Origin of the sequence: Lentzea sp. NPDC051213, assembly GCF_044455585.1 — a bacterium.
GTDB lineage: Bacteria > Actinomycetota > Actinomycetes > Mycobacteriales > Pseudonocardiaceae > Lentzea.
In genome coordinates, this window is sequence record NZ_JBITEX010000010.1 from 82,528 (window position 1) to 107,542 (window position 25,015).

The window sequence follows — 25,015 nt, forward strand, 5'->3', positions numbered from 1 at the left end:
GGCTGATGCGCCGTCGCGACCAGCAGGTGCGGGAGGGCGACTTCGACATGCCGCGGTCGCACGCCGCCGAACACCTCGCCGAGTTGATCGAGGCGTTCCGCAACGAAGGAGAAGACCAAGGCCTGCGCGCGTGGCTGCTCGAGTTGATCGGCGAGGCTCGGTCTCCCGAGGCCTTGCCGATTCTGGTCGAGCACCTCGGCCACGAGAACGAGTCGTTCTCGTGCGGGGCGGTTCGGGGCTCGAACAGCTCGACATGAAGGAAGCCCGGACCGCCCTCTATCGCCATCGCGCGAACAACGCGCACGACTAGGGGAATGCGCGAACTAGGCCCGCCAGCGCACGTCCGGCAGTTCGGTGCCCACCTTGATCAGGCAGGTCGTGCAGAGAGCACCCACCTGAGCGCGAGCCACCCGCTCATCGGGAACCGAGTGTTCGCAGACGGCCTCGTAAAAGCTCCGGGACTCGTCGGCTTGATCGAGGGAGAAAGCATGGCACTGCAGGTCGTATTCGCTTTGCCACCACACGTACGGCATGTCCGACCCTCCTTACTCAACGGTAGGGACGGACTCCCCCTCACCTGATGACGCAGTTGCGCGACGATTTACCTCATCGGCAGAAAGAAGGAAGGCAAGTAGCTCCGTTCGGGTGAAGCGGAGCTACTTGCAGGTGTCAATTTGCAGATCTTGTCGGTGAAAACCGCAGATCAGCTGAGGCGCTCGATCACCATTGCCATGCCCTGACCACCGCCGACGCACATGGTCTCAAGACCGAACTGCTTGTCGTGGAACTGCAGGGAATTGATCAAGGTCGTGGTGATGCGCGCACCAGTCATACCGAACGGGTGACCGACCGCGATAGCGCCACCATTCACGTTCAGGCGGTCCAGATCGATTCCGAGATCCTGATAGGACGGAATCACCTGGGCGGCGAACGCCTCGTTGATCTCCACGAGGTCGATGTCCGACACCGAAAGGCCGGCGAGCGCCAATGCGCGCTTCGAGGCCTCGACCGGGCCGAGACCCATGATCTCCGGCGAGAGGCCGGAGACGCCCGTCGACACGACGCGGGCGAGCGGCGTGATGCCGAGCTCGCGCGCCTTCGTGTCGGACATGATCACGAGCGCGGCGGCGCCGTCGTTCAATGCGCAGCAGTTGCCGGCGTTGATGCGGCCGTCGGGGCGGAAGACCGGCTTCAGCTGCGAGACGGCCTCGTAGGTCACGCCGGCGCGCGGGCCGTCGTCCGCGGAGACGACCGTGCCGTCGGGCAGCGTCACCGGGGTGATCTCGCGGGCCCAGAAGCCGTCGGCGATCGCTTTCTCGGCGAGGTTCTGCGAACGGACGCCGAACTCGTCCATCTCCTGGCGCGAGATGCCCTTCAGGCGCGCCAGGTTCTCCGCGGTCTGACCCATCGGGATGTAGACGTCGGGCACGACGCCCGACACGCGCGGGTCGTCCCACGACTCGGCGCCGGCGGCGGCGACCGAAGCCGTGCGGGCCTCGGCCTCACCGAACAGCGGGTTGTGCGTGTCCGGCCACGAGTCGGAGCTGCCCTTCGCGAACCGCGACACGGTCTCGACGCCGGCACTGATGAACACGTCGCCCTCGCCCGCCTTGATGGCGTGCAGGGCCATGCGCGTGGTCTGCAGCGACGAGGCGCAGTAGCGCGTCACGGTCGTGCCGGGCAGGTTGTCCTGGCCCAGCAGCACGGCGACGACGCGCGCCATGTTGAAACCCTGCTCGCCGCCGGGCAGGCCGCAGCCGAGCATCAGGTCGTCGATCTGCGCGGGGTCGAGCTGCGGCACCTTGTCCAGCGCGGCCTGCACCATCCGCGCGGCCAGGTCGTCCGGCCGCACGTCCTTCAGCGAGCCCTTGCCCGCGCGGCCGATGGGGGAACGGGCGGCGGAGACGATCACGGCCTCAGGCATCACGAAACTCCTCGTTGAGAGTCAAGGTTGCCGTCGAGCCTAGTTAGCGCTCGCTCACCACGGCCAGCGCGAGTGACGAGAATTCCGGAACTCATGCGTGTCGTCTTTGCAGCCACCCCGGCAGCCGTGACGGCCGCGCGGCCAGGGCCGCCGCCGAGCGCAGAGGTGCCTGCGGGGCAACCCATCCCGCCCACAACCCCGCCACCTGGCACAACGGTGCCAGCAGCACGCCGGCCGCGGCCTCGTAGCCGGCGGCGCTGGGATGAAAGCGGTCGGTGCTGAACATGTCGACGTGGCGCGCCATGAACTCCGGCGCCAGCAGGTTCCCCAACGACACCGGCACGCCGCCCTCGCTCCGGACGGCCGTGGTCTGGGCGGCGGCCAGGCGCAGGCTGTACCGGCGTCCGACCATCCGCAACGGCTGCGGGATCGGCCGCACGATGCCGAGATCGGGACAGGTGCCCACGACGACACCGCAGCCGACCTCCCGCAGCTTGCGGACCTGCTCGCCCAGCAACCGCGCGGACTCGCCGACCCCCATCCGCGACGTCACGTCGTTCGCGCCGATGATGATCAACGCCACCTGGGGCTGGTCCAGCACCGCGGCGTCGACCTGCGGCACCAGGTCGCGGGTGGTCGAACCGCTGACGGCGTAGGTCGACAGCCGCACCGGCCGTTCGGCCTCCTCGGCGAGCGCCCCGGCCAGCAGCACGCCCGGCATCTGCGAGGGATGCGTCACACCGACGCCCACCGCCATCGAGTCGCCGAGCACGGCCAGGCGCAGCGGATCGCTGCCGTTGTCCCGGTACACACCATCAGGTGCGGGCCAAAGGTGCTCGAGCACTCCGATGGCCAGCCGGGCGCGTCTGCCCTGCTCGTTGAGCAGGCCGAACAGCGCCCCGGAGAGTCCTCCGAGCGTCGCGGCGGTCATCGCGACCGCCCGCAGGTGCCTCAGTCCGAACATCCGCAACACCCCCTTTCCAGGGGAATCGTCGGTACCGCTGTTCGAATTAACCTCCGCAGCCACTAGAGCTAGGCTTCGTTTCGCTATCTCGGAGAGTGGGAGTGGGGAGTAGATACCGGTGGAGTACGTCGAGCACGTCGTCGATCTGGTCGGCAACACGCCGCTGGTCAAGCTCAACTCCCTGACCACGGGGATCAAGGCCACGGTGCTGGCCAAGGTCGAGTACCTGAACCCCGGCGGGAGTGTGAAGGACCGCATCGCGCTGCGGATGGTCGAGGCGGCCGAGAAGTCGGGCGAGCTCCAGCCCGGAGGCACGATCGTGGAGCCCACCTCGGGCAACACTGGAGTCGGGCTCGCGCTCGTGGCTCAGCGCAAGGGCTACAAGTGCGTGTTCGTCTGCCCGGACAAGGTCAGTGAGGACAAGCGCAACGTCCTCAAGGCCTACGGCGCCGAGGTCGTGGTGTGCCCGACCGCCGTCGCGCCCGAGCACCCGGACTCGTACTACAACGTCTCGGACCGGCTCGTTCGCGAGATCCCCGGCGCGTGGAAGCCGGACCAGTACTCGAACCCGGAGAACCCGGCGAGCCACTACCACCAGACCGGCCCCGAGATCTGGCGCCAGACCGCCGGCAAGATCACGCACTTCGTCGCGGGCGTCGGCACCGGCGGCACGATCTCCGGCACCGGCCGCTTCCTCAAGGAAGTCTCGGACGGCGCCGTGCAGGTCATCGGCGCGGACCCGGAGGGCTCCGTCTACTCCGGCGGCACCGGCCGCCCGTACCTCGTCGAGGGTGTCGGCGAGGACTTCTGGCCCGAGGCGTACGACAAGACCATCTGCGACCAGATCGTCGAGGTCTCGGACGCGGACTCGTTCGACATCACCCGCCGCCTCGCCCGCGAGGAGGGCCTGCTGGTCGGCGGTTCCTGCGGCATGGCGGCCGCCGCGGCGCTGCGCATCGCGAAGGACCTGCCGGAAGACGCCGTCGTGGTGGTGATCCTCCCCGACGGTGGCCGCGGCTACCTGTCCAAGGTCTTCAACGACCGCTGGATGGCCTCCTACGGCTTCCTCCCGCCCGACTCGACCGGTGCGACCGTCGGCGACGTGCTGCGCCGCAAGGGCGGCATGCTCCCCGACCTCGTGCACGCGCACCCGAACGAGACCGTGGGTGACGCGGTCGCGATCCTGCGGGAGTTCGGTGTCTCGCAGATGCCGGTCGTGAACGCCGAGCCGCCGATCATGGCCGCCGAGGTCGCCGGTGCGGTGAACGAGCGCGACCTGCTCGACGCGCTGTTCACGGGCAAGGCCCAGCTGTCGGACCGGCTCGACAAGCACATGTCGCCGCCGCTGCCTACTCTCGGCGCGGGCGAGCCCGTCGGCATCGCGATGAACGCGTTGTCGCACGCCGACGCGGCGCTCGTGCTGGAGGACGGCAAGCCGGCCGGCGTGGTGACGAGGCAAGACATTCTGGGGTTCTTGGCTGGTCGCTGAGCGTAGAAGCGGGTGCGTCCGATAGCGTGACGCCCCAGATCATCAGTCTTACTCGCACACGGCCCAGCCAAGGGGGTTGGAAACCGGATGAACGCTCCGCAGCCGCCAGGAAACCAGTTCGGCGGTCAGCCGCAGGAGCCCAACGCGGACGCCACGCAGATCGTCCCGGGAGGTGGCCAGCCGTCCGCGGCGAACCCCAACCCGGACGCGACGCAGGTCGTCTCGCCTGGTCAGGTTCCTGCCGCACCGCAGCACAACGCGGACGCCACCCAGGTCGTCAGCCCCGGGCAGGTGCCGCCGGGGGCAGCTCCCGGATCGGGTGGCTTCCCGGCGCAGGGACCCGGCTCTGGCGGGTTCCCCGCCCAGCAGCCGCCCGCGTACGGCGCTCCGCAGCAGCCGCCGGCTTACGGCGCTCCGCAGCAGCCGTACGGCCAGCCGCAGCCCAACCCGTACGGCCAGCCGCAGCAGCAGGCCTACGGTCAGCCGCAGCAGCCTTACGGTCAGCCGCAGCCGAACCCGTACGGCCAGCCGCAGCAGCAGGCCTACGGTCAGCCCGGCTACGGCTATGCACCGCCGCCGCCTCCCACCGGTTACGCCGAGTGGGGCTCGCGCTTCGTCGGCTACCTGATCGACGTCCTCGCGCCGGCGGTCGTGGTCTGGCTGGTCGGGTTCGTGATCGGCCTGCTCGGTGCCGGGGCAGGCCCCGACTCGATCTGGATCTTCGGCCTGATCTCGCTCGTCCTGTGGCTGGCCTTCACCGGCTTCCTCATCTGGAACACGATCATCAAGCAGGGCCAGACCGGTCAGTCGATCGGCAAGAAGATCGCCAAGATCAAGCTGGTCTCCGAGGAGACCCAGCAGCCGCTCGGCGTCGGCACGAACTTCGTGCGTGGCCTGTGCCACGTCGTCGACGCCCTGCCGTGCTACGCGGGCTTCTTCGCCCCGCTGTGGGAGCCCAAGAAGCAGACCTGGGCTGACAAGATCATGAAGTCCATCGTGGTCAACGCTCCGGAGACCGCCGGCTACGGCACGGGCGGTTACCCGCAGCAGCCCGGTACCGGTGGCTACCCGCAGCAGCAGCCGGGCACCGGCGGTTACCCGCAGCAGCAGCCGGGTGGCTACGGCCAGCCGCCGCAGCAGGGCTACGGGCAGCAGCAGGGCTGGTAAGCCCTCAGCAGCCGCACCAGCCCCCGGTCACTCCCCAGTGGCCGGGGGCCGGCCCGTTTCTGGGGTACTAGGGGTTCACTGGTTGGACTCCCACCGTCGACCGCCAGATGGGTGAGTACCCTTCGGACATGAGCACCCCATACGGCTTCGCGACCAGGGCGATCCACGCCGGTCAGGACCCGGACCCGACCACGGGTGCGGTGAACGTGCCCATCTACGCGACGTCGACGTACGCCCAGGACGGCGTCGGTGGGCTGCGTCAGGGCTTCGAGTACTCCCGCACCGGCAACCCGACCCGTCGCGCACTGGAAGCGGCCCTCGCGTCGCTGGAGCGCGGCCGCTTCGGCCGTGCGTTCTCCTCAGGCATGGGTGCGACGGACGCCGCGCTGCGGACGTTCCTCAAGCCCGGCGACCACATCGTCATCCCGAACGACGCGTACGGCGGCACGTTCCGGCTGATCGACAAGGTCTTCTCGCAGTGGGGCGTCACGCACTCGCCGGCCCCGGTGTCCGACGTCGACGCGATCAGGGCGGCCATCCGTCCCGAGACCAAGGTCGTGTGGATCGAGACGCCGACCAACCCGCTGCTGAACATCGGTGACATCGCCGCGATCGCCGAGGTCGCGCACTCCGCGGGCGCCAAGCTCGTGGTCGACAACACCTTCGCCTCGCCGGCGCTGCAGACGCCGCTGGAGCTGGGCGCGGACGTGGTGCTGCACTCGACGACCAAGTACGTCGGCGGCCACTCGGACGTGATCGGTGGCGCGTTGATCACCTCGGACGAGGAGCTCGACGCGGGATTCGGGTTCCTGCAGAACGGTGCCGGCGCGGTGCCGGGCCCGTTCGACGCGTACCTGACGTTGCGCGGCATCAAGACGCTCGAGCTGCGGATGGAGAAGCACTCCGACAACGCCGAGCTGGTGGCCGAGGCGCTGACGCGGCACCCGAAGGTCAAGAAGGTCATCTACCCGGGCCTGGAGTCGCACCCCGGCCACGTCGTGGCGGCCAAGCAGATGCGCCGGTTCGGCGGCATGGTGTCGTTCCAGATCGAGGGTGGCGAGGAAGCGGCGCTCGAGGTCTGCTCGCGCACCAAGCTGTTCCTGCTGGCCGAGTCGCTCGGCGGCGTCGAGTCGCTGATCGAGCACCCCGGCAGGATGACCCACGCCTCGACCGCGGGGTCGATGCTGGAGGTGCCGGCCGACCTGGTGCGCGTCTCCGTGGGCATCGAGTCCGGTGACGACCTGGTGGCCGACCTGCTCGAAGCCCTGGGCTGAACGCCACGCGGGGGCCCTGCGTTCCCTTCCGGGAAACGTAGGGCCCCCGCGTGCCGCTCGTTACGGCTTCTGCGAGCCGCCGAACCTGTCCACGTTGTCGCCCTCGGCCGCCGGTGCCGACGGGAGATCGGCGCCGTTGACACAGCCGCCGACGAACTCGATCGACCCGCCCGAACGGACGAAGCGGCCGGCCTCGTCGCAGCCGGCGTGCGCCACGGTCAAGAACGCCGCTCCGGTCAGTGCCGCAGCCGTGGTCACGGCTCCGACCAGCGGAATCACCGCGGCCACGCGTCGTGCGAATGCCATGCCACCTCCACACGATGTGAGTCCCCCGTAAGGCAGCCTACCGGGGTATCGCCATCAGAGGTTGCCGCGTCGCTCCTGTTCGCGCTCGATCGCCTCGAAAAGGGCCTTGAAGTTGCCCTTGCCGAAGCCCAGCGAGCCGTGCCGCTCGATCAGCTCGTAGAACACGGTCGGGCGGTCGCCGATCGGCTTGGTGAAGATCTGCAGCAGGTAGCCGTCCTCGTCGCGGTCGACCAGGATGCGGTGCTCCTTGAGCACCTCGATCGGCACGCGGACCTCGCCGATCCTGGCCCGCAGCGCCGGGTCGTCGTAGTAGCTGTCGGGCGTGTTGAGGAACTCCACACCCGCGTTGCGCAGGGCCGTGACGGTGCCGATGATGTCGTTGGTCGCGAGGGCGATGTGCTGCACGCCCGCGCCCTCGTAGAACTCGAGGTACTCGTCGATCTGGGACTTCTTCTTCGCGATCGCCGGCTCGTTCAGCGGGAACTTCACCCGGTGGTTGCCGTTCGAGACGACCTTGGACATCAGCGCCGAGTAGTCGGTCGCGATGTCGTCGCCGATGAACTCCGCCATGTTCACGAAGCCCATGACGCGGTTGTACCAGTCGACCCAGTAGTCCATCTTGCCGAGCTCGACGTTGCCGACGCAGTGGTCGACGGCCTGGAACAGCCGCTTCGGCGCACCTTCCGGCCGCTGCACCGTGGAGGTCTTCTCCACGTAACCGGGCAGGTAGACGCCGTTGTACTTGGTGCGGTCCACCAGCGTGTGGCGGGTCTCGCCGTAGGTGGCGATGGCCGCGATGCGCACGGTGCCGTGCTCGTCGGAGATGTCGTGCGGCTCTTCCAGGATCGTCGCGCCCTGCTTGCGGGCGTGGTCGATGCACCGGTCGACGTCGCCGACTTCGAGAGCGAGGTCGATGACGCCGTCACCGTGCTTGCGGTGGTGGTCGAGCATCGGGGAGTCGGGCTGCACGCCGCCGTGGATCACGAAGCGGGCCGAGCCCGACTTCAGCACGTAGGAGTGGTGGCCGCGCTGGCCGGTCTCGGGGCCCGCGTAGGCCACGAGTTCCATGCCGAACGCCACCTGGTACAGCCAGGAGGTCTGGACGGCGTTGCCCGAGACGAACACCACGGCGTCCATGGCGCGCACGGGGAAGGGGTCCTTGGTCGCGTCGTAGTCGACCAAGCCCACGAGCTGCCGGAGCTGGTCGTAGCTCACGTCGTCAAGCTGCTGCGTCATGCTTCACAGCATGATTCGACCAGGCAGGGTGAGCAACAGTCGGCGATTTTGCTGCGCAATTTGTATAGTGATCTATGACTTCAGCTCAGCAGGGTGAGCACTCTGACCAGCCCGTGGACGAACTGGACGCCAGGCTGCTGCTGCTCCTCACCGACGAGCCGCGCCTCGGGGTCCTCGAATGCTCCCGCCGGCTGGGCGTCGCACGGGGAACGGTGCAGGCCAGGCTGGACCGTTTGCAGGAACGAGGCGTGCTCGCGGGCTTCCCTCCGGCGCTCGACCTGGCGGCGATGGGGTACGGGCTGACGGCGTTCGCGGTGGTGGAGATCGCGCAGGGCCGGCGGCAGGAGGTGTGCGAGGGGCTGTCCGCGATCAGCGAGGTGTGCGAGGTGCACGCCACGACCGGGCAGGGCGACCTGTTCGTGAGGATGGTCGCGAGGTCGAACGCCGATCTGCAGCGCGTCGTCGACCACATCGTCGACGTGTCTCATGTGCGGCGGCTGTCGACCTCGATCGCGTTGTCGACGCCGGTGCCCCCACGCGTGCGGCCCCTCCTAGAACGTGTGAAGGGGCGGCCACCGAGGTGACCGCCCCTTCGAACGTTGTGTGGCGTTACTACGCCTGGTACGGCACGGCCTTGATGAGCGTGACCTTCTGAGCCTTGCCGTTGGGCAGCTCGTAGGACACGGTCTCGCCGTCCTTGGCGCCGTTCAGAGCCTTGCCGAGCGGCGAGGACGGGGAGTAGACCTCCATCTCGCCGTGCGCGCCCTCTTCGCGGGTCGCGAGCAGGAAGGTCTCGGTCTCGTCGTCGCCCTCGTAGCGGACCGTGAGCACCGTGCCCGGTGCCGCGACACCCTTGGTGGTGGGGGCCTCGCCGACCTTCGCGGCCTGGAGCAGCTCGTGGAGCTGGCGGATGCGCCCCTCCTGCTTGCCCTGCTCCTCGCGGGCGGCGTGATAGCCACCGTTCTCGCGGAGGTCGCCCTCTTCGCGACGGGCGTTGATCTCAGCAGCCATGACCGGGCGGTACGCGATCAGTTCGTCCAGCTCAGCCTTGAGCCGGTCGTAGGCCTCCTGGGTCAGCCAGGTCACCTGGGTGTCGCTCACGGTCACCAACTCCTCGTCTTGCTCCGGCACACGTGTGCGCGCCAGATAGTTCCCGGGCCGCTGGCCCGGAACGGAAAAACACGGCCCGCGCCGGGGCCGTGCTTGAGCGGCAATAGTAACACGATGACAACGTTCAGCGACGGCGATTTGTTCCCCATCTCGCCGTTTAAACCGCAGATCACCCGCTTGGCCGCTAGCTCGTGGACAAGTAGGGGGGAACCTGGTAGGAGCACCCGAACACCTCGCCGGTGACCGGCGGCTTCGAGGTGCGGAGAACAGTTGTCTCGACGACGAGGGAATTCCCCGGCGGAACAAGAACCTCGCGGCGGCCTGCTTCGTCCCCGTCCTTGGATCGGGCCCGAATGATGCAGACGGCCGCGCGCTCCGGTTGATCGCGGGAAACCTCGAAACTGACCTCTACCCGGTCGTCGCCGAGGATGTTGAACGCGGTCTGCTTGGCCTCGATCGGCTTTGTACCAAGATTTCGGTAACCGACGAAGGCGACCACGGCCCCTAAGGCCACGGCTACAGCGAGTAACGCCCAGCGCGCCCACTTCGACAGAGGTGTGCGGCCCTGCTTGCTGTACCGCCCCACGGGGAGCGCGCGTTGTGCCACTTTGCCGCGCCCTCCTAAGCCGCTGGGGAACAATGGTGCCCGACGTTCAGTTGTTGAGTGTCGCAGGACCATTCACACAGGAGGACCACGGGGGTCATGGCCGACAAGCTGCGCCTGATGGCAGTGCACGCACATCCCGACGACGAGTCGAGCAAGGGCGCGGCCACGATGGCCCGCTACATCGCGGAGGGCCACGACGTGATGGTCGTGACCTGTACCGACGGTGGTGCGGGCAGCATCCTCAACCCGGCGATGGACAGGCCGGACGTGCTCGCCAACATCATCGAGGTCCGCCGGGAGGAGATGGCCCGCGCGGCCAAGATCCTCGGCATCCAGCACCGCTGGCTGGGCTTCAAGGACTCCGGGCTCCCCGAGGGCGATCCGCTGCCGCCGCTGCCCGAGGGTTGTTTCGCCCTCGTGCCGCTGGAGGAATCGGTGCCGTCGCTCGTCGAGGCGATCAGGGACTTCCGCCCGCACGTCGTCGTGACCTACGACGAGAACGGCGGCTACCCGCACCCGGACCACATCCGCACGCACGAGATCTCGATGGCCGCGCTGGACGCCGCGGCCGACCCGTCCTTCGACCCGTCGCTCGGCGAGCCGTGGGAGACCCAGAAGGTCTACTACGGCCACGGCTTCTCACGCGCGAAGCTGCTCTCGTTCCACAAGGCGATGGAAGAGCGCGGCATGGAGTCGCCGTACACCGAGTGGCTGGCGAACTGGGACGCCGACCGTCCCGACGTGATGGACCGCGTCACGACCCAGGTCGAGTGCGCGGAGTACTTCGACGTCCGCGACGAGGCGCTCAAGGCCCACGCCACCCAGATCGACCCGACCAGCCGCTGGTTCGCCATCCCGAAGGACATGCAGCGCGAGGTCTGGCCGACCGAGGAGTACGAACTCGTCCGCTCGCTGGTCGACTCGACGCTGCCGGAAACGGACCTGTTCGCCGGAGTTAAGGTCTAGGGGTGCTTTCCCCTGAATTCGACCTCGGCAGCACGGTGGCGTTCGTCGCCGTGCAGCCGTCGAACACGAACAACGACAAGGGCGGCCAGGGCGAGGACTTCGGCAAGTCCTCCCCGGTCGGCCTCGTCGTGCTGATCGTCTTCTTCATCGCGGTCTTCTTCCTCGTCAAGTCGATGAACAAGCACCTCAAGCGGGTGCCGGCGTCGTTCGACGAGCCTGCTGACCCTCCCGCTGCAGAGCCGGAGAAGAAGGACTAGGCGCTCAGCGACCTGCGGCGCACCGACACCAGCCAGTCCTCCACGCGGGCCCGGTCGGGTTCCTCCGGCAACGGGCCGTCAGCGTTCGTCAGCTCCTCGCCGAGCCGGTGCGCCCAGCCCGAGTCAGCTGCATCTCGGTAGCGCGCGTGTAGGCCCGCACGGCGTACCGGGAGAGGAACGCCGGCAGCAACGCCCGAAGCTCCTCTCCCAGCGGCGTGCAGATCTCGACCAGCGGGCTGACCAGCGTCTCGAGCACAGTCGGGTTCGACTTCAGCGCCAGCCGGCAGAAGTGCTCGACCTCCCAGCTGAGCTGCTCCGGCGACGGGCCTTCGACCGAGGTCGCGGGCTTTTCCAGGCGCCAGAACGCCTCCGTGGGCGCGACGAACACCCCGCGTCTGTCTACATCGGACGACCGGGTCGCCAGCCCGTAGGCGTGCGACCCGATCACGGCCTCGAGGATCACAGTCGTGGGTCCACCGGCTCCGACTCCAGCGCGAGCACGCCGAAGACGCACTCGTGCACCCGCCACAACGGCTCGCCGCGCGCGATGCGTTCGAGAGCCTCGATGCCCAGCGCGTACTCACGCAGTGCGAGCCCGCGCTTGCGGCCGAGACTGCGCTTGCGCAGCCGGGCGAGGTTCTGCGGTTCCGTGTAGTCGGGGCCGTAGATGATCCGCAGGTACTCGCGCCCGCGCACCTTCACGCCCGGCTGCACGCGCGCGGTCAGGTTCGCCAGCGGCTTCACGACCATGCCCTCGCCGCCGTCGGCGGTCAGTTCCTCCCACCAGCGGATGCCCTCGGCAACCTTCGAAGGATCACTGACGTCCACCACGAGGTGCCGGGTGCGCTGGAACAGCGGTCCCTCCAGCTTCGCCAGCGTGTCGAGGTGCCACAGGTGCGACTGGTCGTGGAACGTCCGCCCCTCGACCGCGAGCAGCTGGAACGGTGCGATCCGCACGCCCTCCAGACCCTCGGTGGGCCAGCAGTAGCGCTCGTAGGCAGCCGAGTACGCCGCCGCGTTCGAAGCCCGCTTGGACGTGCGCGCCAGCAGTTCGGTGACGTCGACACCGCGAGCGGCAGCCGACTCCAGAGCCTTGACCGCCACCGGCAGTGCTCCGCCAGCCGCCGCGCCGACCGCGGCGTACTGCTCGCGGATCAGCCCGGACGCCTTGGCGTTCCACGGCATCAGCTCGGCGTCGATGAGCAGCCAGTCCGTGGCGAACTCGTCGAACAACGGCTTCGCGGCCTCACGGACGCGGTCCAAAAGCTCCTCGCCCAGCGCGCCGTCGAAGAACGTGCGGCCGGTGCGCGTGTAGATCGCGCCACCTTCCTTGCGCACCAGCAGCACCGCGCGGGAGCCCATGTGCTTCTCCTCGCAGATCACCTGCGAGACACCGGCCGCGCGGAAATCCTCGAACGCCTCGAACGGGTGCTCCAGCACGTCCTCGCGCTGCGAGGTCGCCGTCGGCGCCATCGTCGGCGGCAGGTACAGCAGGTCGTGCGGGTCGATCGCGAACCGGCTCATCACCTCCAGCGCGCTGGCCGACTGCTCCGCGCGGATCGTCACGGCGCCCATCACCGATGTCTCGATCCGGCGCAGGCCCGTGACGTCGGTCAGTGCCAGCACGTCCGGCTCGCGCTCGACCACCGGAGCGACCAGCGGCCGCACCGGCTCGTACCAGACCTGCTGTGCGGCAACGGAAACGACCTCGCGCTCCGGGTAGCGCAGCGCGGTCAGCTTCCCGCCGAACACCACACCGGTGTCGAGGCACATCGTGTTGTTGATCCACTCCGCCTCGGGGGTCGGAGTGTGGCCGTACAACACCATCGCGGTGCCGCGGTACTCGTTCGCCCACGGGTAGCGCACCGGCAGGCCGTACTCGTCGGTCTCGCCGGTCGTGTCGCCGTACAGCGCGAAGCTGCGCACCCTCGCGGACGCACGGCCGTGGTAGCGCTCCGGCAGACCGGCGTGCGCCACGACGAGCTTTCCGCCGTCCAGCACGTAGTGCGCGACCAGGCCGTCGCAGAACTTCTCGGCCTTGCGGCGGAAGTCCTCGTCCTCGGCGGCGAGCTGCGCGAGCGACTCGGCGAGGCCGTGCTTGACCTGGACGTTCCTGCCGCGCAACGCCCGCACCAGCTTCTGCTCGTGGTTGCCGCAGACGCAGAACGCGTGGCCTGAATCGACCATGCCCATGACGAGGCGCAGCACGCCCGGTGTGTCGGGGCCGCGGTCGACCAGGTCGCCGACGAAGATCGCCTTGCGGCCGGCAGGCGGCACGGCGTCGACAGCGCGGCCCTCGGCATCACGCACCAGCGAGTAGCCGAGCTGGACCAGCAGCTCCTCCAGCTCAGCGCGGCAGCCGTGCACGTCGCCGATCACGTCGAACGGGCCGGCCTCGTGCCGGAGGTCGTTGAGCAGCCGCTCGTACACGAGCACGGCACTGTCCACATCAGACTCGCTGCGCAGCACGTGGACGCGCTTGAAGCCCTCCTTGCCGAGGAACTTCAACGAGCGCTGCAACGCGGCGCGGTGCCGCTTCACGACGTGCGCGCCGAAGTCGCGGTCCGGCCGGGAGGCGTTGCGCTTGAGGCAGACGTCGGTAGGCGTGTCCAGGACGATCGCGACCGGCAGCACGTTCGCCCTCTTGGCGACCTCGATCAGCCTGGCGCGGTCGGGTGCCTGCACGTTGGTCGCGTCGATCACCGTGACGCGCCCGGCCTCCAGCCGTTTGGCCGCGACGTAGTGCAGCACGTCGAACGCCGCCGCGGACGCCGACTGGTCGTTCTCGTCGTCGGACACGAGCCCGCGGAAGTAGTCGCTCGACAACACCTGCGTGGGCAGGAAGTGCTTGCGGGCGAACGTGGACTTGCCGGAACCCGAGGCGCCGATCAGCACCACCAGGCACAGGTCCGGGATCTTCAGCTCCATCAGTTCTCTTCCCCCAAGCTGAACACGGCCATCTGGGTCGGCGCGCCGCGCTCGGCGTCCTCCAGCCCGATCGGCACGAAACGCACGGTGTAGCCCCTGCGCGAAGCGACACCTCCCGCCCACTCCCGGAACTCCGCACGAGTCCATTCGAAACGGTGGTCGGAGTGCCGCATCTGCCCTTCCGGCAACGTTTCGAAGAGCGGGTTGTACTCGACGTTCGGCGTGGTGACCAGCACGGTCGCCGGTCGGGCCACGGTGAACACCGAGTGCTCGAACGCGGGCAGGCGCGACGGGTCGACGTGCTCGACGACCTCCATCAGCACGGCCGCGTCGTACCCGGCGAGCTCGGTGTCGGCGTAGGTCAACGCCGACTGCCGCAACGTGATCCGCTCGCGCACCCGGTCGGACATGCGGTCGAGGTGCAGCTTGCGCGCAGTCTCCTGCAACGCCTTCGCGGACACGTCCACGCCGTGGATCTCGGTGAACTCGGGCTCCTGGATCAGCTCGCGCAGGAGCGCGCCGCCACCGCAGCCGAGGTCGAGCACGCGCTTCGCCCGCGCCTCCTTCAGTGCCTTGACCACGGCCTCCTTGCGCTGTGCGGCAAGGGAGATCTTCGGTTCGGCGAGCGCGTTGTCCAGTTCCTCCGGCTCGACCTCGTCGACCTCGGCCAAGCGCTCCAGCGCGGACAGCACGAGCGGTCGCTTGCGGGCCAGGTACCTGGTGGTGATCAGTTCCTTGTCCGGGTGCGCCGAGAGCCAGCCGTCGCCCGCCTTGAGCAGCTTGTCGACCTCGTCGGCCGCGACCCAGTAGTGCTTGCCGCCGTCGAGCACGGGCAGCAGCACGTAGAGGTGCTTCAGGGCGTCGCTGAGCTTGACGGTGCCGGTGAGCGTGACGTCGCCATAGCGCGAGTCGCCGTGGCCGGTGATCTCGACGGTCCAGCCGAGTGGCGTGAACAGGCGCTCCGCGAGCCGGTATGGCAGCGCGGGAACACGGATGACCAGCGGAATCGGCGTCCGGGCGAGCTCGGGGTAGCTCTCGCTGCGGCCGTTCATCGCCGTGCGGAACACGCTGCCGAGCGCGACCGTGAGCAACGATCCGGCCGCGTACGGGCGGTCGTTGACGTATTGCGTGAGCGTGCTGCCAGGACCTCGTACCAGCGCGATGGGGTCGACCTCGAGCAGGAGGGCGACCGTGCATTCCTCGTGCGTCGCCTTCGGGTAGAAGACGTGCGCTGTGCCCGAGCTCGTCGAGAACGACTGGGCCCGGTCCGGGTGCTTGTGCAGCAGGTGACCGAGGTCGGTCGCCGGCTGGTGGGTGGTGGTCATGGTGAGCAACACGAGGTCGAGTCTGATCGAGAGTCGGCGTCTGCGCTGCTCATTTAGTGTGGTTCGCATGACGAACCGGCTCGTTGACGCGACCAGCCCGTACCTGCTGCAGCACGCTCAGAACCCGGTCGACTGGTGGCCGTGGGGTGCCGAGGCGTTCGAGGAGGCGCGCCGGCGCAACGTGCCGGTGCTGCTGTCCGTCGGTTACGCGGCTTGCCACTGGTGTCACGTGATGGCGCACGAGTCGTTCGAAGACGCTTCTGTCGCTTTGGTTCTGAACGAGAACTTCGTGCCGGTGAAGGTCGATCGCGAGGAACGTCCGGACGTCGACGCGGTGTACATGGAGGTCACGCAGGCCATGACCGGCCACGGCGGGTGGCCGATGACGGTGTTCCTGACGCCGGACGCGCGGCCGTTCCACGCGGGCACCTACTACCCGCCATCGCCGCGGCCGGGGATGCCGTCGTTCAGTCAGCTGCTCGAGGCCGTGTCGGCGGCGTGGACCGGGCGGCGCGACGAGATTCTGGAGTCGGCTTCGGTAGTCGTGGACGAGATCTCGCGGCACGCGGAGCCGCTGCCACCGTCCACTGTGGATGCTGACGCGCTGTCGGGCGCGGTGGTGTCGCTGCTCGGCGAGTTCGACCGGCGCCGCGGCGGATTCGGTGGTGCACCGAAGTTCCCGCCGTCGATGGTGGTCGAGTTCCTGGTGCGCCACCACGAACGCACCGGCTCGGTCGAGGCGATCTCGATGGCGACCTCGACCGCCGACGCGATGGCGAACGGCGGCATGTACGACCAGCTCGGCGGTGGGTTCGCGCGCTACAGCGTCGACGCGGCGTGGGTCGTGCCGCATTTCGAGAAGATGTTGTACGACAACGCGTTGCTGCTGCGGTTCTACACGCATCTGGCGCGGGTCACCGGTTCGGAGCGCTATGCGCGGGTGGCGCGGGACACGGCTTCGTTCCTGCTGCGGGATCTGCGCACAGCCGAGGGTGGCTTCGCGTCCTCGCTGGACGCGGACACCGAGGGCGTCGAGGGTCTGACCTACGTGTGGTCGTTCGAGGAGCTAGGGGAGGCGGCGGCTGCTTTCGGGGTGACCGCCGAACCGAACTTCGAGGACGGCAAGTCGACGTTGCGGTTCGTGTCGGAGCCGGGGGAGGACGTGCGTTCCTCGCTGCTGGCTCTTCGTGCCGCGCGTCCGCAGCCTGGCCGTGACGACAAGGTGGTCGCGGCGTGGAACGGGATGGCGATCGCGGCTCTGGCCGAAGCCGGCGCGTTCTTCGGTGAGCCGTCGTGGATCGTCGGGGCTTCCGAGGCGGCGTCGTTGCTGGCCTCGGTGCACCTCGTCGAGGGACGGCTGCTGAGGACCTCGCGCGACGGCGTCGCCGGGCCGTCGTTCGGCGTGCTGGAGGACTACGGCTGCCTTGCGGACGGTCTGCTGGCGTTGCACCAGGTCACGGGCTCGATCCGGTGGCTCGACCTGGCCTGCGGGCTGCTGGACACGGCTCTCGCGCGGTTCGCCGTGCCGGACACTCCCGGCGCCTACTACGACACCGCGGACGACGCCGAACAGCTCGTGCGGCGCCCGGCCGACTCGACCGACAACGCGTCGCCCTCCGGTGCATCGTCGCTGGCCTCGGCCTTGCTGACCGCTTCGCTGCTGTCCGGCGCTGATCGTTCTTCGCGCTACGCGACGGCTGCTTCGGAGGCGGTGACGCGGGCCGGCCTGCTGGCTGCGCGAGCGCCCCGGTTCGCGGGCCACTGGTTGAGCGTGGCGGAGGCACTGGTGGGCGGTCCGTTGCAGGTGGCCGTTGTCGGTGCGGGAGAGGACCCGCGCCGTGCGTCGCTGTGGGCGGCGGCGGTGGCGCATGTGCCGGGAGGTGGCGTCGTCGTGGCCGGAGAGCCGTCGTCCGTGCCGTTGCTGGAGGACCGCCCGCTGGTCGACGAGGCTCCGGCCGCGTACGTGTGCCGCGGCTACGTGTGCGACAGGCCTGTCGTTTCCGCAGATGCGCTGGTCACTTCGCTCACGGCGAACACTCGCTAGCTGATTGCAGGCGTAACGTCGGTAACGACGTAATCATGTAATCAGAGGTGAGTTGAAATGGGACGTGGATGGCGAGGACGAGGCGGGTGGCAGCAGGCTGACCTGCCGTCGGCCGACGACGCGGCGGCGTGGTTCGCGGGCAGGCTGCCGGACGGCTGGTTCAGCGGCCCGGCGGAGGTGATCGTGGACCGCGAGGAGATCACGGTCATCGGCACGCTGCCGGAACTGGAAGGCGAGTTCGACGACGCATCACGCGCAGCGGCCGAGTCGGGCCGCATCTCCCGCTGGCGCGAGGACACGCGTGCCGAACGCATCGAGATCGCGCGTCAGGCGGAGCACCGCTACGGCCGCAAGGTGGCCTGGGGCGCTGTGCAGGGCAGCACACAGGAACTGTTCACGCACCTGGCCGTACCCGTGATGACGCGCCTGCGCCAGCCGGAACGCCAGGTGCTCGACACGCTGGTGGCCGCAGGCGTCGCACGCTCCCGCGCGGACGCCCTGGCGTGGGCCGTCCGGCTGGTGGGCGAGCACGCCGACTCGTGGCTGGGGGAACTGCGTGACGCGATGTCGAAGGTCGACGATCTGCGCTCGCAGGGACCGGATCTGGCCTAGTGCCGTGAGGCGCCCTGCTGAGCGCCGAAAGGCGCGGCGAAGGTAGGCGGTCACGCACTAGTCTGCGGCGCGTGGATCTGACGCCGGTCGCGGCTGCCGTTGTTCGTGCTGAGCCAGGTGCATTCGACACGTTCCTGGAGCAGGCCCAGGGTTGCTCCGCCGACGAACTGTCGGCGGCGGCCCTGGTCCTGGCGTCGTCCGGCGATGTCGCGGTGAACCAGCTGCTAGGCAACCTGCTGTACTACGTCGGTTCCTCGCCGGCCTTGCCCCCGTTGGCTTTGCGCGTCGCCGAGGCCTTCGAGCAGTCGGTGGTGGACGTCGACGAGTGGGAGCGCGCTTTGCTGCTTCCGATGCAGGACGAGGACGTCCGTGCCGGTTTGCCGCATCGCGACCGCCTTCTAGCCGCCGTGCCGGCGGATTCCTGGCTGCACGGCCTGTTGCTAGTGCTGGACCTCGAACCGTTGCTGGTGCTGCACAGGCCGTCCGGGGCGGGTTTCGAGGTGACGATCGGCGGCATCGGCGACAACTTCCAGCTGCACACGTTGCTGGCGTACCGGCTGATACCGTCGCTGATCCCCGGTGAACCTCCGCTGCAGCCCTGGGTCGAGGCAGCCTCGGTCGGTCCGGATCTCGAACCGGAGGGCGGAATCCGGGGCCAGTTCGAGCTTTCCGACGCGTTCGGCGAGACGATCTGGAACGAGGGGCGCCCGTCGGACATCCCGCTGTTCGAGGACCGCCGCGTCGTCGTGCTGGATCCGCCGCCTTATGCGCGGTCGTGGAACGCGGGCCGGGTCTACCCGATGATGACGCCGATGGTCGACGTCGCGCGGGTGCTGCCGTCCGATGAGGCTGCGGCGTGGCTCGCGAAGGTGCGCCCGTGAGTTTCGCTGGTAGCGCAAGGAAAGCCCTCGACACGTCACTCCCACTCGGCCGCCGCGTCGGCGCCCTCCGCCGTTGTCTCTCGCACTACAGCCCGGTTGGCTTCGAGGCGTCGTTCAGCTTCCTGACGTTCGTGGCGGGTGACTTCGCGCGCGATCCGGCCGCACTGCCGCGCGCTGTGGAGCTGCTGACCGCGAGCCGTACTGCCTGGCAGGCTGAGCTCCGCGCCTACGGCGTGCTTCGTCGCCGTGCCAAGCAACTCGGCTATCGGGTGCCGCATCCGTCGGCGCCCAATCCTCACCGGCCCTCGCACTGGTATGGCGCGCCGCGCGAGGCAGCCCTTCACGCCGTTTGGTTCTGGTACTCGAAGGGTGACTGTGCCGATGTGGACGTGCATTGCCTTGCCAGGGTTCTGCTGGAACGTGGGCGGTTTACCGATGCGCAGCGGGTGATGTTTGACGAGGTGCGTGGTGGTCTGCGGGAGCGGGTTGTCGCGACGGACGGCACGCGCGACCTTCTGAACTGGCACGAGCTGCGCGAGCTCGTGACGGTCACCGGGCACATGGCCGTCGTGATCGGCGGCGCCTGAGCGCGATCCGTAACAGTCCACAGCTTGGCTGCGAGTTGTTGATATGAGGTATCCGGACGTCGACTGGGCACGAAAGCGAGCTGATGAGCTGAGACAGTGGGTCGCCAAGGTTCGTCCGGACATCGGTCATGCGCGAAGGCGGGCCGATGAGCTGACGGAGTGGGCGGCCACGGCTCGCCCGCTCGTTCTCGCCAGCGTGGCCGACTCCGATCTGGACGAGGAACTCGCTGCCGCCTACGACAGCGCGGTCCGGTGGCGTGAGTGTGAGATACGCCGTCAGTACCGCCTGGCGGCAGTCGTGGATTTCGTATCAGTCCTGATTGTTGTCGCGGTACTCGTAGCGTCAGGCTTCTGGGTTCACCAGCAGGTGGGACCAGAACTGAACGCCCCGTTGATCCTTGGCGGATTCGTCAGTGGCTTCGGCGGGCTCGTCCTTCTCGACAAGTTGCCGACGAGACGCTTCTGGTTGTTCTGGGACAGCTTGATCACTGCTTGTCTGCTGGGAGCCGCGTACCTCCTGTGGCGTGAGGTCGGCTCGCTGGGCGAGATCGCATCAAGCTCGTGGCGCACTGCGCTGTCGGCTGCTCTTGCGGTGCCGTTGCTGTTCATCCTCGTGTCTCCGTTATCCCTCGTAACCACCTGGTCGCTGAACAGGTACGCCATCCTTTCCGAGCCAAAGGAAGCGGTGCTCTGCAAGCTCTTCTTCCTTGCGTTGGCGCTGGAGGATTCACGTGCGCTGGAGAGCAGGGGAATCTTGCTGCGGCTCGTCGCCAATGCGGCAGACGCGGTGGAAACAGGGCTGTGGCGAGAGGTTGATCTGTCGAACCCGCTGAGTCGCAACACACTGCGTGCGCGCTGTAAGCAGTGCGCCCAGCACCTGCGGTCGTACGACCTGTGGATCGCGTTGCCGCGCCGAGATACTCGCGAGCTGCTCCGCGCCGAGATCGTCGGACTGATCCACGTGTTGGTCCGCGGTCACCTGGATGAGCTGCCAACCACAGCGCCCAGCCCGCGGCGGAGGCTCGCCGTCATCGGGAACGCGGTACGCAGCCTTCTGCTGGGCCTGATCCCGCTGGCAGCGGTGCTCGCCGCGAAACTTCTCGGACTTGACCTCTCCGGCCCGATCGGCGGCACGTTGGTCGTGATCGCGATCGCGTGGTTCGTCCTCACGGTGATCACGACGTTCGACGGGCAGGCAGCTACGCGCATCTCGTTCCTGCGGGACGCCGGCGAGGCGATGGCGGCCTTCCGGGGTGGTAAGCCGTGAGACCGTTACGTCGCAACGACTTCCGCACGAGTGTCAGACCCGCTCACTAGAGTTGATTTTGGGGGAACCCGGCCAGCCTCGTGTGTGTGGTGCGTCCCCCTCCGAAGAGCGATGACACACCCGAGTGCAACCGTGGTAGCACCGGCAGCGCCAACAAGCGTGAACTCCTGAACGCCCATCAACACCGAAGTAACCAGACCAGACACCGGCATCATCCCGATGAGCACCCCGGCCCTGCCCGACCCCAGCCGATTCACGGAGAAGTACCAAAGGCCGAACGCCAGTGCCGTCACCAGCACGGCCAGCGCCAACAGCGCGAAGGTCTGCCGTGTGTCGGGCACCTGCCACCCACCGACGAACGTGCCGAGCACGGCACCGACGACCGCCGCGATCAGGCAGGTCCACGTAGCCACACCGAGCACACCGAGGCGCTTCACCACCCCGACGGCGAACAGCGTGAAGCAGACCTCGCCGGCCATCGTGAGCAGCGCCAAGAACAACCCCGGACCGTGCCACGCGCCACCGCCGGACAACACCACCACGCCCGCGGCCACCACCACCGCGCCGACGATGGCCGCGAGAGAGCGTTGGCGGGCAAGCAGGGAGAGGGCGATCGGTGACGCGCCCATCACCGCGGCCACGAAGCCGGGTTCGGCGTACTGCTGTGCGGCTAGCAGGACGGCGTTGAAGCCGAGCATGCCCGTCACCACCACGCCCAGCAACGGCAGGATGTCGCGCCACGACGGTATGGGCAGGCGGCGGGCCACCAGCAGCAAGATGACCGCGGCCAGTGCGTAGCGCATGGCCTGGCCGGTCAGGACCGGGTAGCCCTCGAGCATTCCCGTGACCGGAACCGACGCGCCGACGATTGTTGCCGCTGTTGCTCCCGCGGCCACCCCGAGTCTCATGCCGTCTAGCTTTACGCCGAACTGGTCCAGGTTTAAGCTCCACTTCAATGGTTGCTAACTGGACCACTTTTCGCGAGCTGCTGTTGCCGGAGCACCAGCGGCGCCGCGGCGTGGAGGCCGAACTGCGCAGGGCCATCCGGGACGGGCGGCTGACGCCGGGGACGCGGTTGCCGTCCAGCCGGGATCTGGCGGCGCAGCTCGAGGTGGCGCGCGGGACGGTCACGGCGGCGTACACGCAGCTGGTGGCGGAGGGGTATCTCACCGCTCGGCGGGGGTCGGGGACGACGGTCGCGAGTCTTGGGCCCGCCGGCGTGTGCGGGGTGCCGGAGCCGCCGCAGCGGTGGCGGTTCAACCTCCGGCCGGGGTTGCCCGCGTTGAGCGCGTTTCCCCGTGCGGAGTGGGTTGCCGCGCACCGGGCGGCGCTCGCGGAACTGCCCGACGAGGATCTCGCGTATCCGGATCCGGCCGGATTCGTGGGGCTGCGCAAGGAACTCGTCGACTACCTCGCGCGGGTTCGCGCGGTGATCGCGCGGGATGCTGTGATCACGAACGGCGCGGCGGACGGGCTGCAGCTCACCGCTCGGCTGTTGCGCGGCAGCATCGCGATCGAGGAGCCCAGCCACTTCGGCGGAGAGAACATGCTTCGGTCGCACGGGCTCAATCCTGTGCCGATTCCGGTGGACGACAAGGGGATCCGGGTCGACCTTCTGTCCAAAACGGACTGTCGTGCGGTGCTCGTGACAGCGGCGCACCAGTTCCCGCTCGGGGTCGTGCTGCATCCGGAACGGCGGCGGGCGCTCGTGGCATGGGCGCGCGAGCGGGACGGGTTGATCATCGAGGACGACTACGACGCCGAGCATCGATACGACCGGCCCGCGCTGGGGGCGTTGCAGGCCTTGGCGCCGGAGCACGTCGTGTACCAGGGGACGACGAGCAAGGTGCTGGCTCCCGCGCTGCGGCTCGGGTGGCTCGTGGTGCCGGAGCGGCTGCGGGCCGACATCGTGGAGCGCAAGAAGTACAACGACATGGGGACCGGGACGATCCCTCAGGCCGCGTTCGCGCACATGTTGCGGACGGGTGGTTATGACCGGCATCTACGCCGTACGCGCGCGCTCTATCGGAGGCGGCGGGACGCGTTGCTGGAGGCCGTTGCGGAGCACTTGCCGGCGTGGCAGCCCATCGGGGTCGCGGCGGGGTTGCACGTCGTGTTGCGCATGCCGGACCGGATGGACGACCTCGCGCTGAAGAGCAGGCTTGAGGAGCGAGGCGTGCACGTCTGGGCGTTGGCGCAGTACACGCGCACGCCGATGTGGCCTGGCCTCGTGGTGGGCTACGCGGCGCTCACTCCCGACCGCCTGCGCGAGGCGGTCAGGGAGATCGCCGCGGTGATCGGTTAGAGGATGTGCTCGCGCTGGATTTCGGCCTCGGCGGACAGGATGTGCTCGCGGAGGTCACCGCTACTGGCCGGCGGGAACAGGGCGGCGCCGAGCGCGGCGAACAGGAGTGCGGCGGCGACGATCTTGAATGCCCGCATGATGCGGTAAACCCCCAGGTAGAACGGCTACTGCGGTCAGCCTAACCTGAGCCTCCAGAAATTGTCAGTGCTCGGGTGCACCATGAGACCGTGCTCCTTTCCGAAGTAGTCGACACGTCGGCCGCCGTGGCGGCGACCAGGTCGCGCCTGGCCAAGGTCAAGGCGCTGTCCGCGTTGCTGCGCTCGGCGACGGCGGAGGTCGTGGTCGCGGTGGTGTCGTTCCTCATCGGCACGCCGCGGCAGGGTCGCATCGGTGCGGGCTGGCGCACGGTCTTCGACCTGTCCGTGCCTCCCGTCGCTGCCGCCGAGCTCACGGTCGCCGAGGTCGACGCCGCTCTCGCCGAGGTGGCCTCGACGTCCGGCAAGGGCTCCGCGCAGCGCCGGGTCGAGCTGCTGGCCGCGCTGTTCGGCCGCTCCACCGAGGCGGAGCAGGACTTCCTGCGCCGCCTGCTCACCGGCGAGCTGCGGCAGGGCGCGCTGGAGGGCGTGATGCTGGATGCGATCGCCTCGGCGGCGGACGTGCCGGGCGAGACGGTGCGGCGGGCGTTCATGCTGTCCGGCCGATTACCGGAGACGGCGGTGGCCGCGCTGAGCGGTGGCGCGACGGTGCTGGAGGCGTTCCGGCTGGAGGTCGGGCGCCCCCTGCGGCCGATGCTGGCCTCACCGGCGGAGTCGCTGGACGAGGCGCTGTCCGAGCTCGGCAACTGCGTGGTGGAGCACAAGCTCGATGGTGCGCGCATCCAGGTGCACCGCTCGGGCGACGAGGTCCACGTCTACACCCGCACGTTGCGCGAGATCACCAAGACGGTGCCGGAGTTGGTCGAGCTCGTGCGCGGCCTGCCGTGCTCGTCGGTGGTGCTCGACGGCGAGACCCTGGCGTTGACCGACGAGGGGAGACCCCGCCCGTTCCAGGAGACGATGAGCCGGTTCGGCGCGCAGGACGAACGCGAGCTGCTGCTGCACCCGTACTTCTTCGACTGCCTGCACCTCGACGGCAAGGACCTGCTCGACGAACCGCTGCGCGACCGCCTGGCCGCACTGAGGCAGGTGGCGGGAGAGCACGTCATCCCAGGCGTGCTGGACCCGTCCCCCCAGGAGGCCGCGGGCGTGGTCGAGGCGGCACTGGCCGCGGGCCACGAGGGCGTGATGGTGAAGTCGCTGGCCTCGCCCTACGCCGCCGGGCGTCGCGGCAGCGCCTGGCAGAAGGTGAAGCCGGTGCACACGCTCGACCTGGTCGTGCTCGGCGTCGAGTGGGGCAGCGGCCGCCGGCGAGGCTGGCTGTCGAACCTGCACCTCGGCGCCCGCGACCCGGACGGCGGCCCGCCGGTGATGGTCGGCAAGACCTTCAAGGGCCTCACCGACGAGCTGCTCACGTGGCAGACCAAGGCGCTGCAGGAGATCGCCCTCTCGCACAACGAGTGGGTGGTGATGGTCCGCCCGGAGCTGGTGATCGAGATCGAGCTGGACGGCGTGCAGGTCTCGCCGCGCTATCCAGGAGGCGTCGCGCTGCGGTTCGCCCGCGTCGTGCGCTACCGCCCGGACAAGGACCCGTCGGAGGCGACGACGATCGAGGAGGTGAGGGCTCTTCTTCCTGCCGCACAACCGAATCCGAAGGCCTGACTGCCGGCC

At 68.8% G+C, this 25,015-nt stretch carries 26 protein-coding genes; 14 read left to right on the forward strand and 12 right to left on the reverse strand.

Annotation, left to right across the window (positions count from 1 at the left end):
* Positions 1-5 precede the first annotated feature (5 nt).
* Positions 6-257 carry a HEAT repeat domain-containing protein gene (locus tag ACIA8G_RS36820; RefSeq protein WP_396423378.1) on the forward strand — a complete coding sequence of 84 codons (252 nt, stop codon included), beginning with the start codon at positions 6-8 and terminating at the stop codon, positions 255-257.
* A gap of 66 nt (positions 258-323) precedes the next feature.
* On the opposite strand, the gene ACIA8G_RS36825 is transcribed toward ACIA8G_RS36820, so the two are convergent.
* The 3 genes from ACIA8G_RS36825 to ACIA8G_RS36835 all read right to left on the reverse strand — a co-directional run bounded on the left by ACIA8G_RS36825 (position 324) and on the right by ACIA8G_RS36835 (position 2,888).
* Positions 324-533 (reverse strand): hypothetical protein, encoded by a 210-nt coding sequence (locus ACIA8G_RS36825; RefSeq protein ID WP_396423379.1) that lies wholly within the window; start codon positions 531-533, stop codon positions 324-326.
* Positions 534-703: 170 nt separating this feature from the next.
* Positions 704-1,924 (reverse strand): acetyl-CoA C-acetyltransferase, encoded by a 1,221-nt coding sequence (locus ACIA8G_RS36830; RefSeq protein ID WP_396423380.1) that lies wholly within the window; start codon positions 1,922-1,924, stop codon positions 704-706.
* 91 nt (positions 1,925-2,015) lie between these two features.
* The gene (locus tag ACIA8G_RS36835) at positions 2,016-2,888 is read right to left on the reverse strand and encodes an SGNH/GDSL hydrolase family protein (RefSeq protein ID WP_396423381.1); all 873 of its coding nucleotides are present in this window, start codon (positions 2,886-2,888) and stop codon (positions 2,016-2,018) included.
* 118 nt (positions 2,889-3,006) lie between these two features.
* Between ACIA8G_RS36835 and ACIA8G_RS36840 the strand changes: the two genes are divergently transcribed.
* From ACIA8G_RS36840 to ACIA8G_RS36850, 3 genes are all read left to right on the forward strand, one after another.
* The gene (locus ACIA8G_RS36840; protein WP_396423382.1) at positions 3,007-4,377 is read left to right on the forward strand and encodes a cystathionine beta-synthase; all 1,371 of its coding nucleotides are present in this window, start codon (positions 3,007-3,009) and stop codon (positions 4,375-4,377) included.
* An 87-nt stretch (positions 4,378-4,464) separates the two neighbouring features.
* Positions 4,465-5,544, forward strand: coding sequence for an RDD family protein (locus tag ACIA8G_RS36845; protein ID WP_396423383.1), 1,080 nt, complete (start codon positions 4,465-4,467; stop codon positions 5,542-5,544).
* Positions 5,545-5,672: 128 nt separating this feature from the next.
* Positions 5,673-6,818: a cystathionine gamma-synthase gene (locus tag ACIA8G_RS36850; protein WP_396423384.1), complete on the forward strand. Its 1,146-nt coding sequence runs from the start codon at positions 5,673-5,675 to the stop codon at positions 6,816-6,818.
* Positions 6,819-6,878: 60 nt separating this feature from the next.
* On the opposite strand, the gene ACIA8G_RS36855 is transcribed toward ACIA8G_RS36850, so the two are convergent.
* Positions 6,879-7,124 (reverse strand): hypothetical protein, encoded by a 246-nt coding sequence (locus ACIA8G_RS36855; protein ID WP_396423385.1) that lies wholly within the window; start codon positions 7,122-7,124, stop codon positions 6,879-6,881.
* Positions 7,125-7,178: 54 nt separating this feature from the next.
* Positions 7,179-8,360 carry a 4-hydroxyphenylpyruvate dioxygenase gene (hppD, locus tag ACIA8G_RS36860; protein WP_396423386.1) on the reverse strand — a complete coding sequence of 394 codons (1,182 nt, stop codon included), beginning with the start codon at positions 8,358-8,360 and terminating at the stop codon, positions 7,179-7,181.
* A gap of 74 nt (positions 8,361-8,434) precedes the next feature.
* Here hppD and ACIA8G_RS36865 point away from each other — a divergent pair, with 74 nt between their 5' ends.
* Entirely contained in the window at positions 8,435-8,944 is a 510-nt protein-coding gene (locus tag ACIA8G_RS36865) for an Lrp/AsnC family transcriptional regulator (protein WP_396423387.1), read from the forward strand.
* A 28-nt stretch (positions 8,945-8,972) separates the two neighbouring features.
* Here ACIA8G_RS36865 and greA read toward each other — a convergent pair whose 3' ends face one another.
* Entirely contained in the window at positions 8,973-9,467 is a 495-nt protein-coding gene (gene greA / locus ACIA8G_RS36870; protein ID WP_396423388.1) for a transcription elongation factor GreA, read from the reverse strand.
* Between the two features lie 187 nt (positions 9,468-9,654).
* A complete protein-coding gene (locus ACIA8G_RS36875; RefSeq protein ID WP_396423389.1) occupies positions 9,655-10,149 on the reverse strand; it encodes a DUF4307 domain-containing protein in 495 nt (164 codons plus the stop codon).
* A 24-nt stretch (positions 10,150-10,173) separates the two neighbouring features.
* On the opposite strand from ACIA8G_RS36875, the gene mca reads away from it, so the two are divergent.
* Together mca and ACIA8G_RS36885 are read left to right on the forward strand one after the other, a co-directional pair.
* The gene (gene mca, locus ACIA8G_RS36880) at positions 10,174-11,043 is read left to right on the forward strand and encodes a mycothiol conjugate amidase Mca (RefSeq protein ID WP_396423390.1); all 870 of its coding nucleotides are present in this window, start codon (positions 10,174-10,176) and stop codon (positions 11,041-11,043) included.
* Positions 11,044-11,078: 35 nt separating this feature from the next.
* Complete coding sequence (locus ACIA8G_RS36885; RefSeq protein ID WP_396423659.1) at positions 11,079-11,300, forward strand: hypothetical protein; 222 nt, start codon at positions 11,079-11,081, stop codon at positions 11,298-11,300.
* Between the two features lie 88 nt (positions 11,301-11,388).
* On the opposite strand, the gene ACIA8G_RS36890 is transcribed toward ACIA8G_RS36885, so the two are convergent.
* The 3 genes from ACIA8G_RS36890 to ACIA8G_RS36900 are packed head-to-tail and all read right to left on the reverse strand — an operon-like array spanning position 11,389 to position 15,565.
* Entirely contained in the window at positions 11,389-11,763 is a 375-nt protein-coding gene (locus tag ACIA8G_RS36890; protein ID WP_396423391.1) for a DNA polymerase beta superfamily protein, read from the reverse strand.
* Complete coding sequence (locus tag ACIA8G_RS36895; RefSeq protein WP_396423392.1) at positions 11,760-14,228, reverse strand: polynucleotide kinase-phosphatase; 2,469 nt, start codon at positions 14,226-14,228, stop codon at positions 11,760-11,762. Before ACIA8G_RS36895 ends, ACIA8G_RS36890 begins: the two co-directional genes overlap by 4 nt.
* Positions 14,228-15,565 (reverse strand): 3' terminal RNA ribose 2'-O-methyltransferase Hen1, encoded by a 1,338-nt coding sequence (locus ACIA8G_RS36900; RefSeq protein WP_396423393.1) that lies wholly within the window; start codon positions 15,563-15,565, stop codon positions 14,228-14,230. Before ACIA8G_RS36900 ends, ACIA8G_RS36895 begins: the two co-directional genes overlap by 1 nt.
* A gap of 55 nt (positions 15,566-15,620) precedes the next feature.
* Between ACIA8G_RS36900 and ACIA8G_RS36905 the strand changes: the two genes are divergently transcribed.
* From ACIA8G_RS36905 to ACIA8G_RS36925, 5 genes are all read left to right on the forward strand, one after another.
* On the forward strand, positions 15,621-17,597 hold the full coding sequence (locus tag ACIA8G_RS36905) for a thioredoxin domain-containing protein (protein WP_396423394.1): 1,977 nt from the start codon (positions 15,621-15,623) through the stop codon (positions 17,595-17,597).
* Positions 17,598-17,654: 57 nt separating this feature from the next.
* Positions 17,655-18,209: a hypothetical protein gene (locus ACIA8G_RS36910; RefSeq protein WP_396423395.1), complete on the forward strand. Its 555-nt coding sequence runs from the start codon at positions 17,655-17,657 to the stop codon at positions 18,207-18,209.
* Positions 18,210-18,280: 71 nt separating this feature from the next.
* Entirely contained in the window at positions 18,281-19,090 is an 810-nt protein-coding gene (locus tag ACIA8G_RS36915) for a hypothetical protein (RefSeq protein ID WP_396423396.1), read from the forward strand.
* Positions 19,087-19,677, forward strand: coding sequence for a hypothetical protein (locus ACIA8G_RS36920; protein ID WP_396423397.1), 591 nt, complete (start codon positions 19,087-19,089; stop codon positions 19,675-19,677). Before ACIA8G_RS36915 ends, ACIA8G_RS36920 begins: the two co-directional genes overlap by 4 nt.
* A gap of 43 nt (positions 19,678-19,720) precedes the next feature.
* Positions 19,721-20,944, forward strand: a complete 1,224-nt coding sequence (locus ACIA8G_RS36925; protein ID WP_396423398.1) for a hypothetical protein — start codon at positions 19,721-19,723, stop codon at positions 20,942-20,944.
* Between the two features lie 5 nt (positions 20,945-20,949).
* On the opposite strand, the gene ACIA8G_RS36930 is transcribed toward ACIA8G_RS36925, so the two are convergent.
* Positions 20,950-21,852: a DMT family transporter gene (locus ACIA8G_RS36930; RefSeq protein WP_396423399.1), complete on the reverse strand. Its 903-nt coding sequence runs from the start codon at positions 21,850-21,852 to the stop codon at positions 20,950-20,952.
* A 47-nt stretch (positions 21,853-21,899) separates the two neighbouring features.
* Here ACIA8G_RS36930 and ACIA8G_RS36935 point away from each other — a divergent pair, with 47 nt between their 5' ends.
* A complete protein-coding gene (locus ACIA8G_RS36935) occupies positions 21,900-23,249 on the forward strand; it encodes a PLP-dependent aminotransferase family protein (RefSeq protein ID WP_396423400.1) in 1,350 nt (449 codons plus the stop codon).
* Here ACIA8G_RS36935 and ACIA8G_RS36940 read toward each other — a convergent pair.
* Positions 23,246-23,386 carry a hypothetical protein gene (locus tag ACIA8G_RS36940; RefSeq protein ID WP_396423401.1) on the reverse strand — a complete coding sequence of 47 codons (141 nt, stop codon included), beginning with the start codon at positions 23,384-23,386 and terminating at the stop codon, positions 23,246-23,248. The genes ACIA8G_RS36935 and ACIA8G_RS36940 overlap by 4 nt on opposite strands.
* Positions 23,387-23,476: 90 nt before the next feature.
* Between ACIA8G_RS36940 and ACIA8G_RS36945 the strand changes: the two genes are divergently transcribed.
* Positions 23,477-25,006 carry an ATP-dependent DNA ligase gene (locus ACIA8G_RS36945; RefSeq protein ID WP_396423402.1) on the forward strand — a complete coding sequence of 510 codons (1,530 nt, stop codon included), beginning with the start codon at positions 23,477-23,479 and terminating at the stop codon, positions 25,004-25,006.
* Positions 25,007-25,015 lie beyond the last annotated feature (9 nt).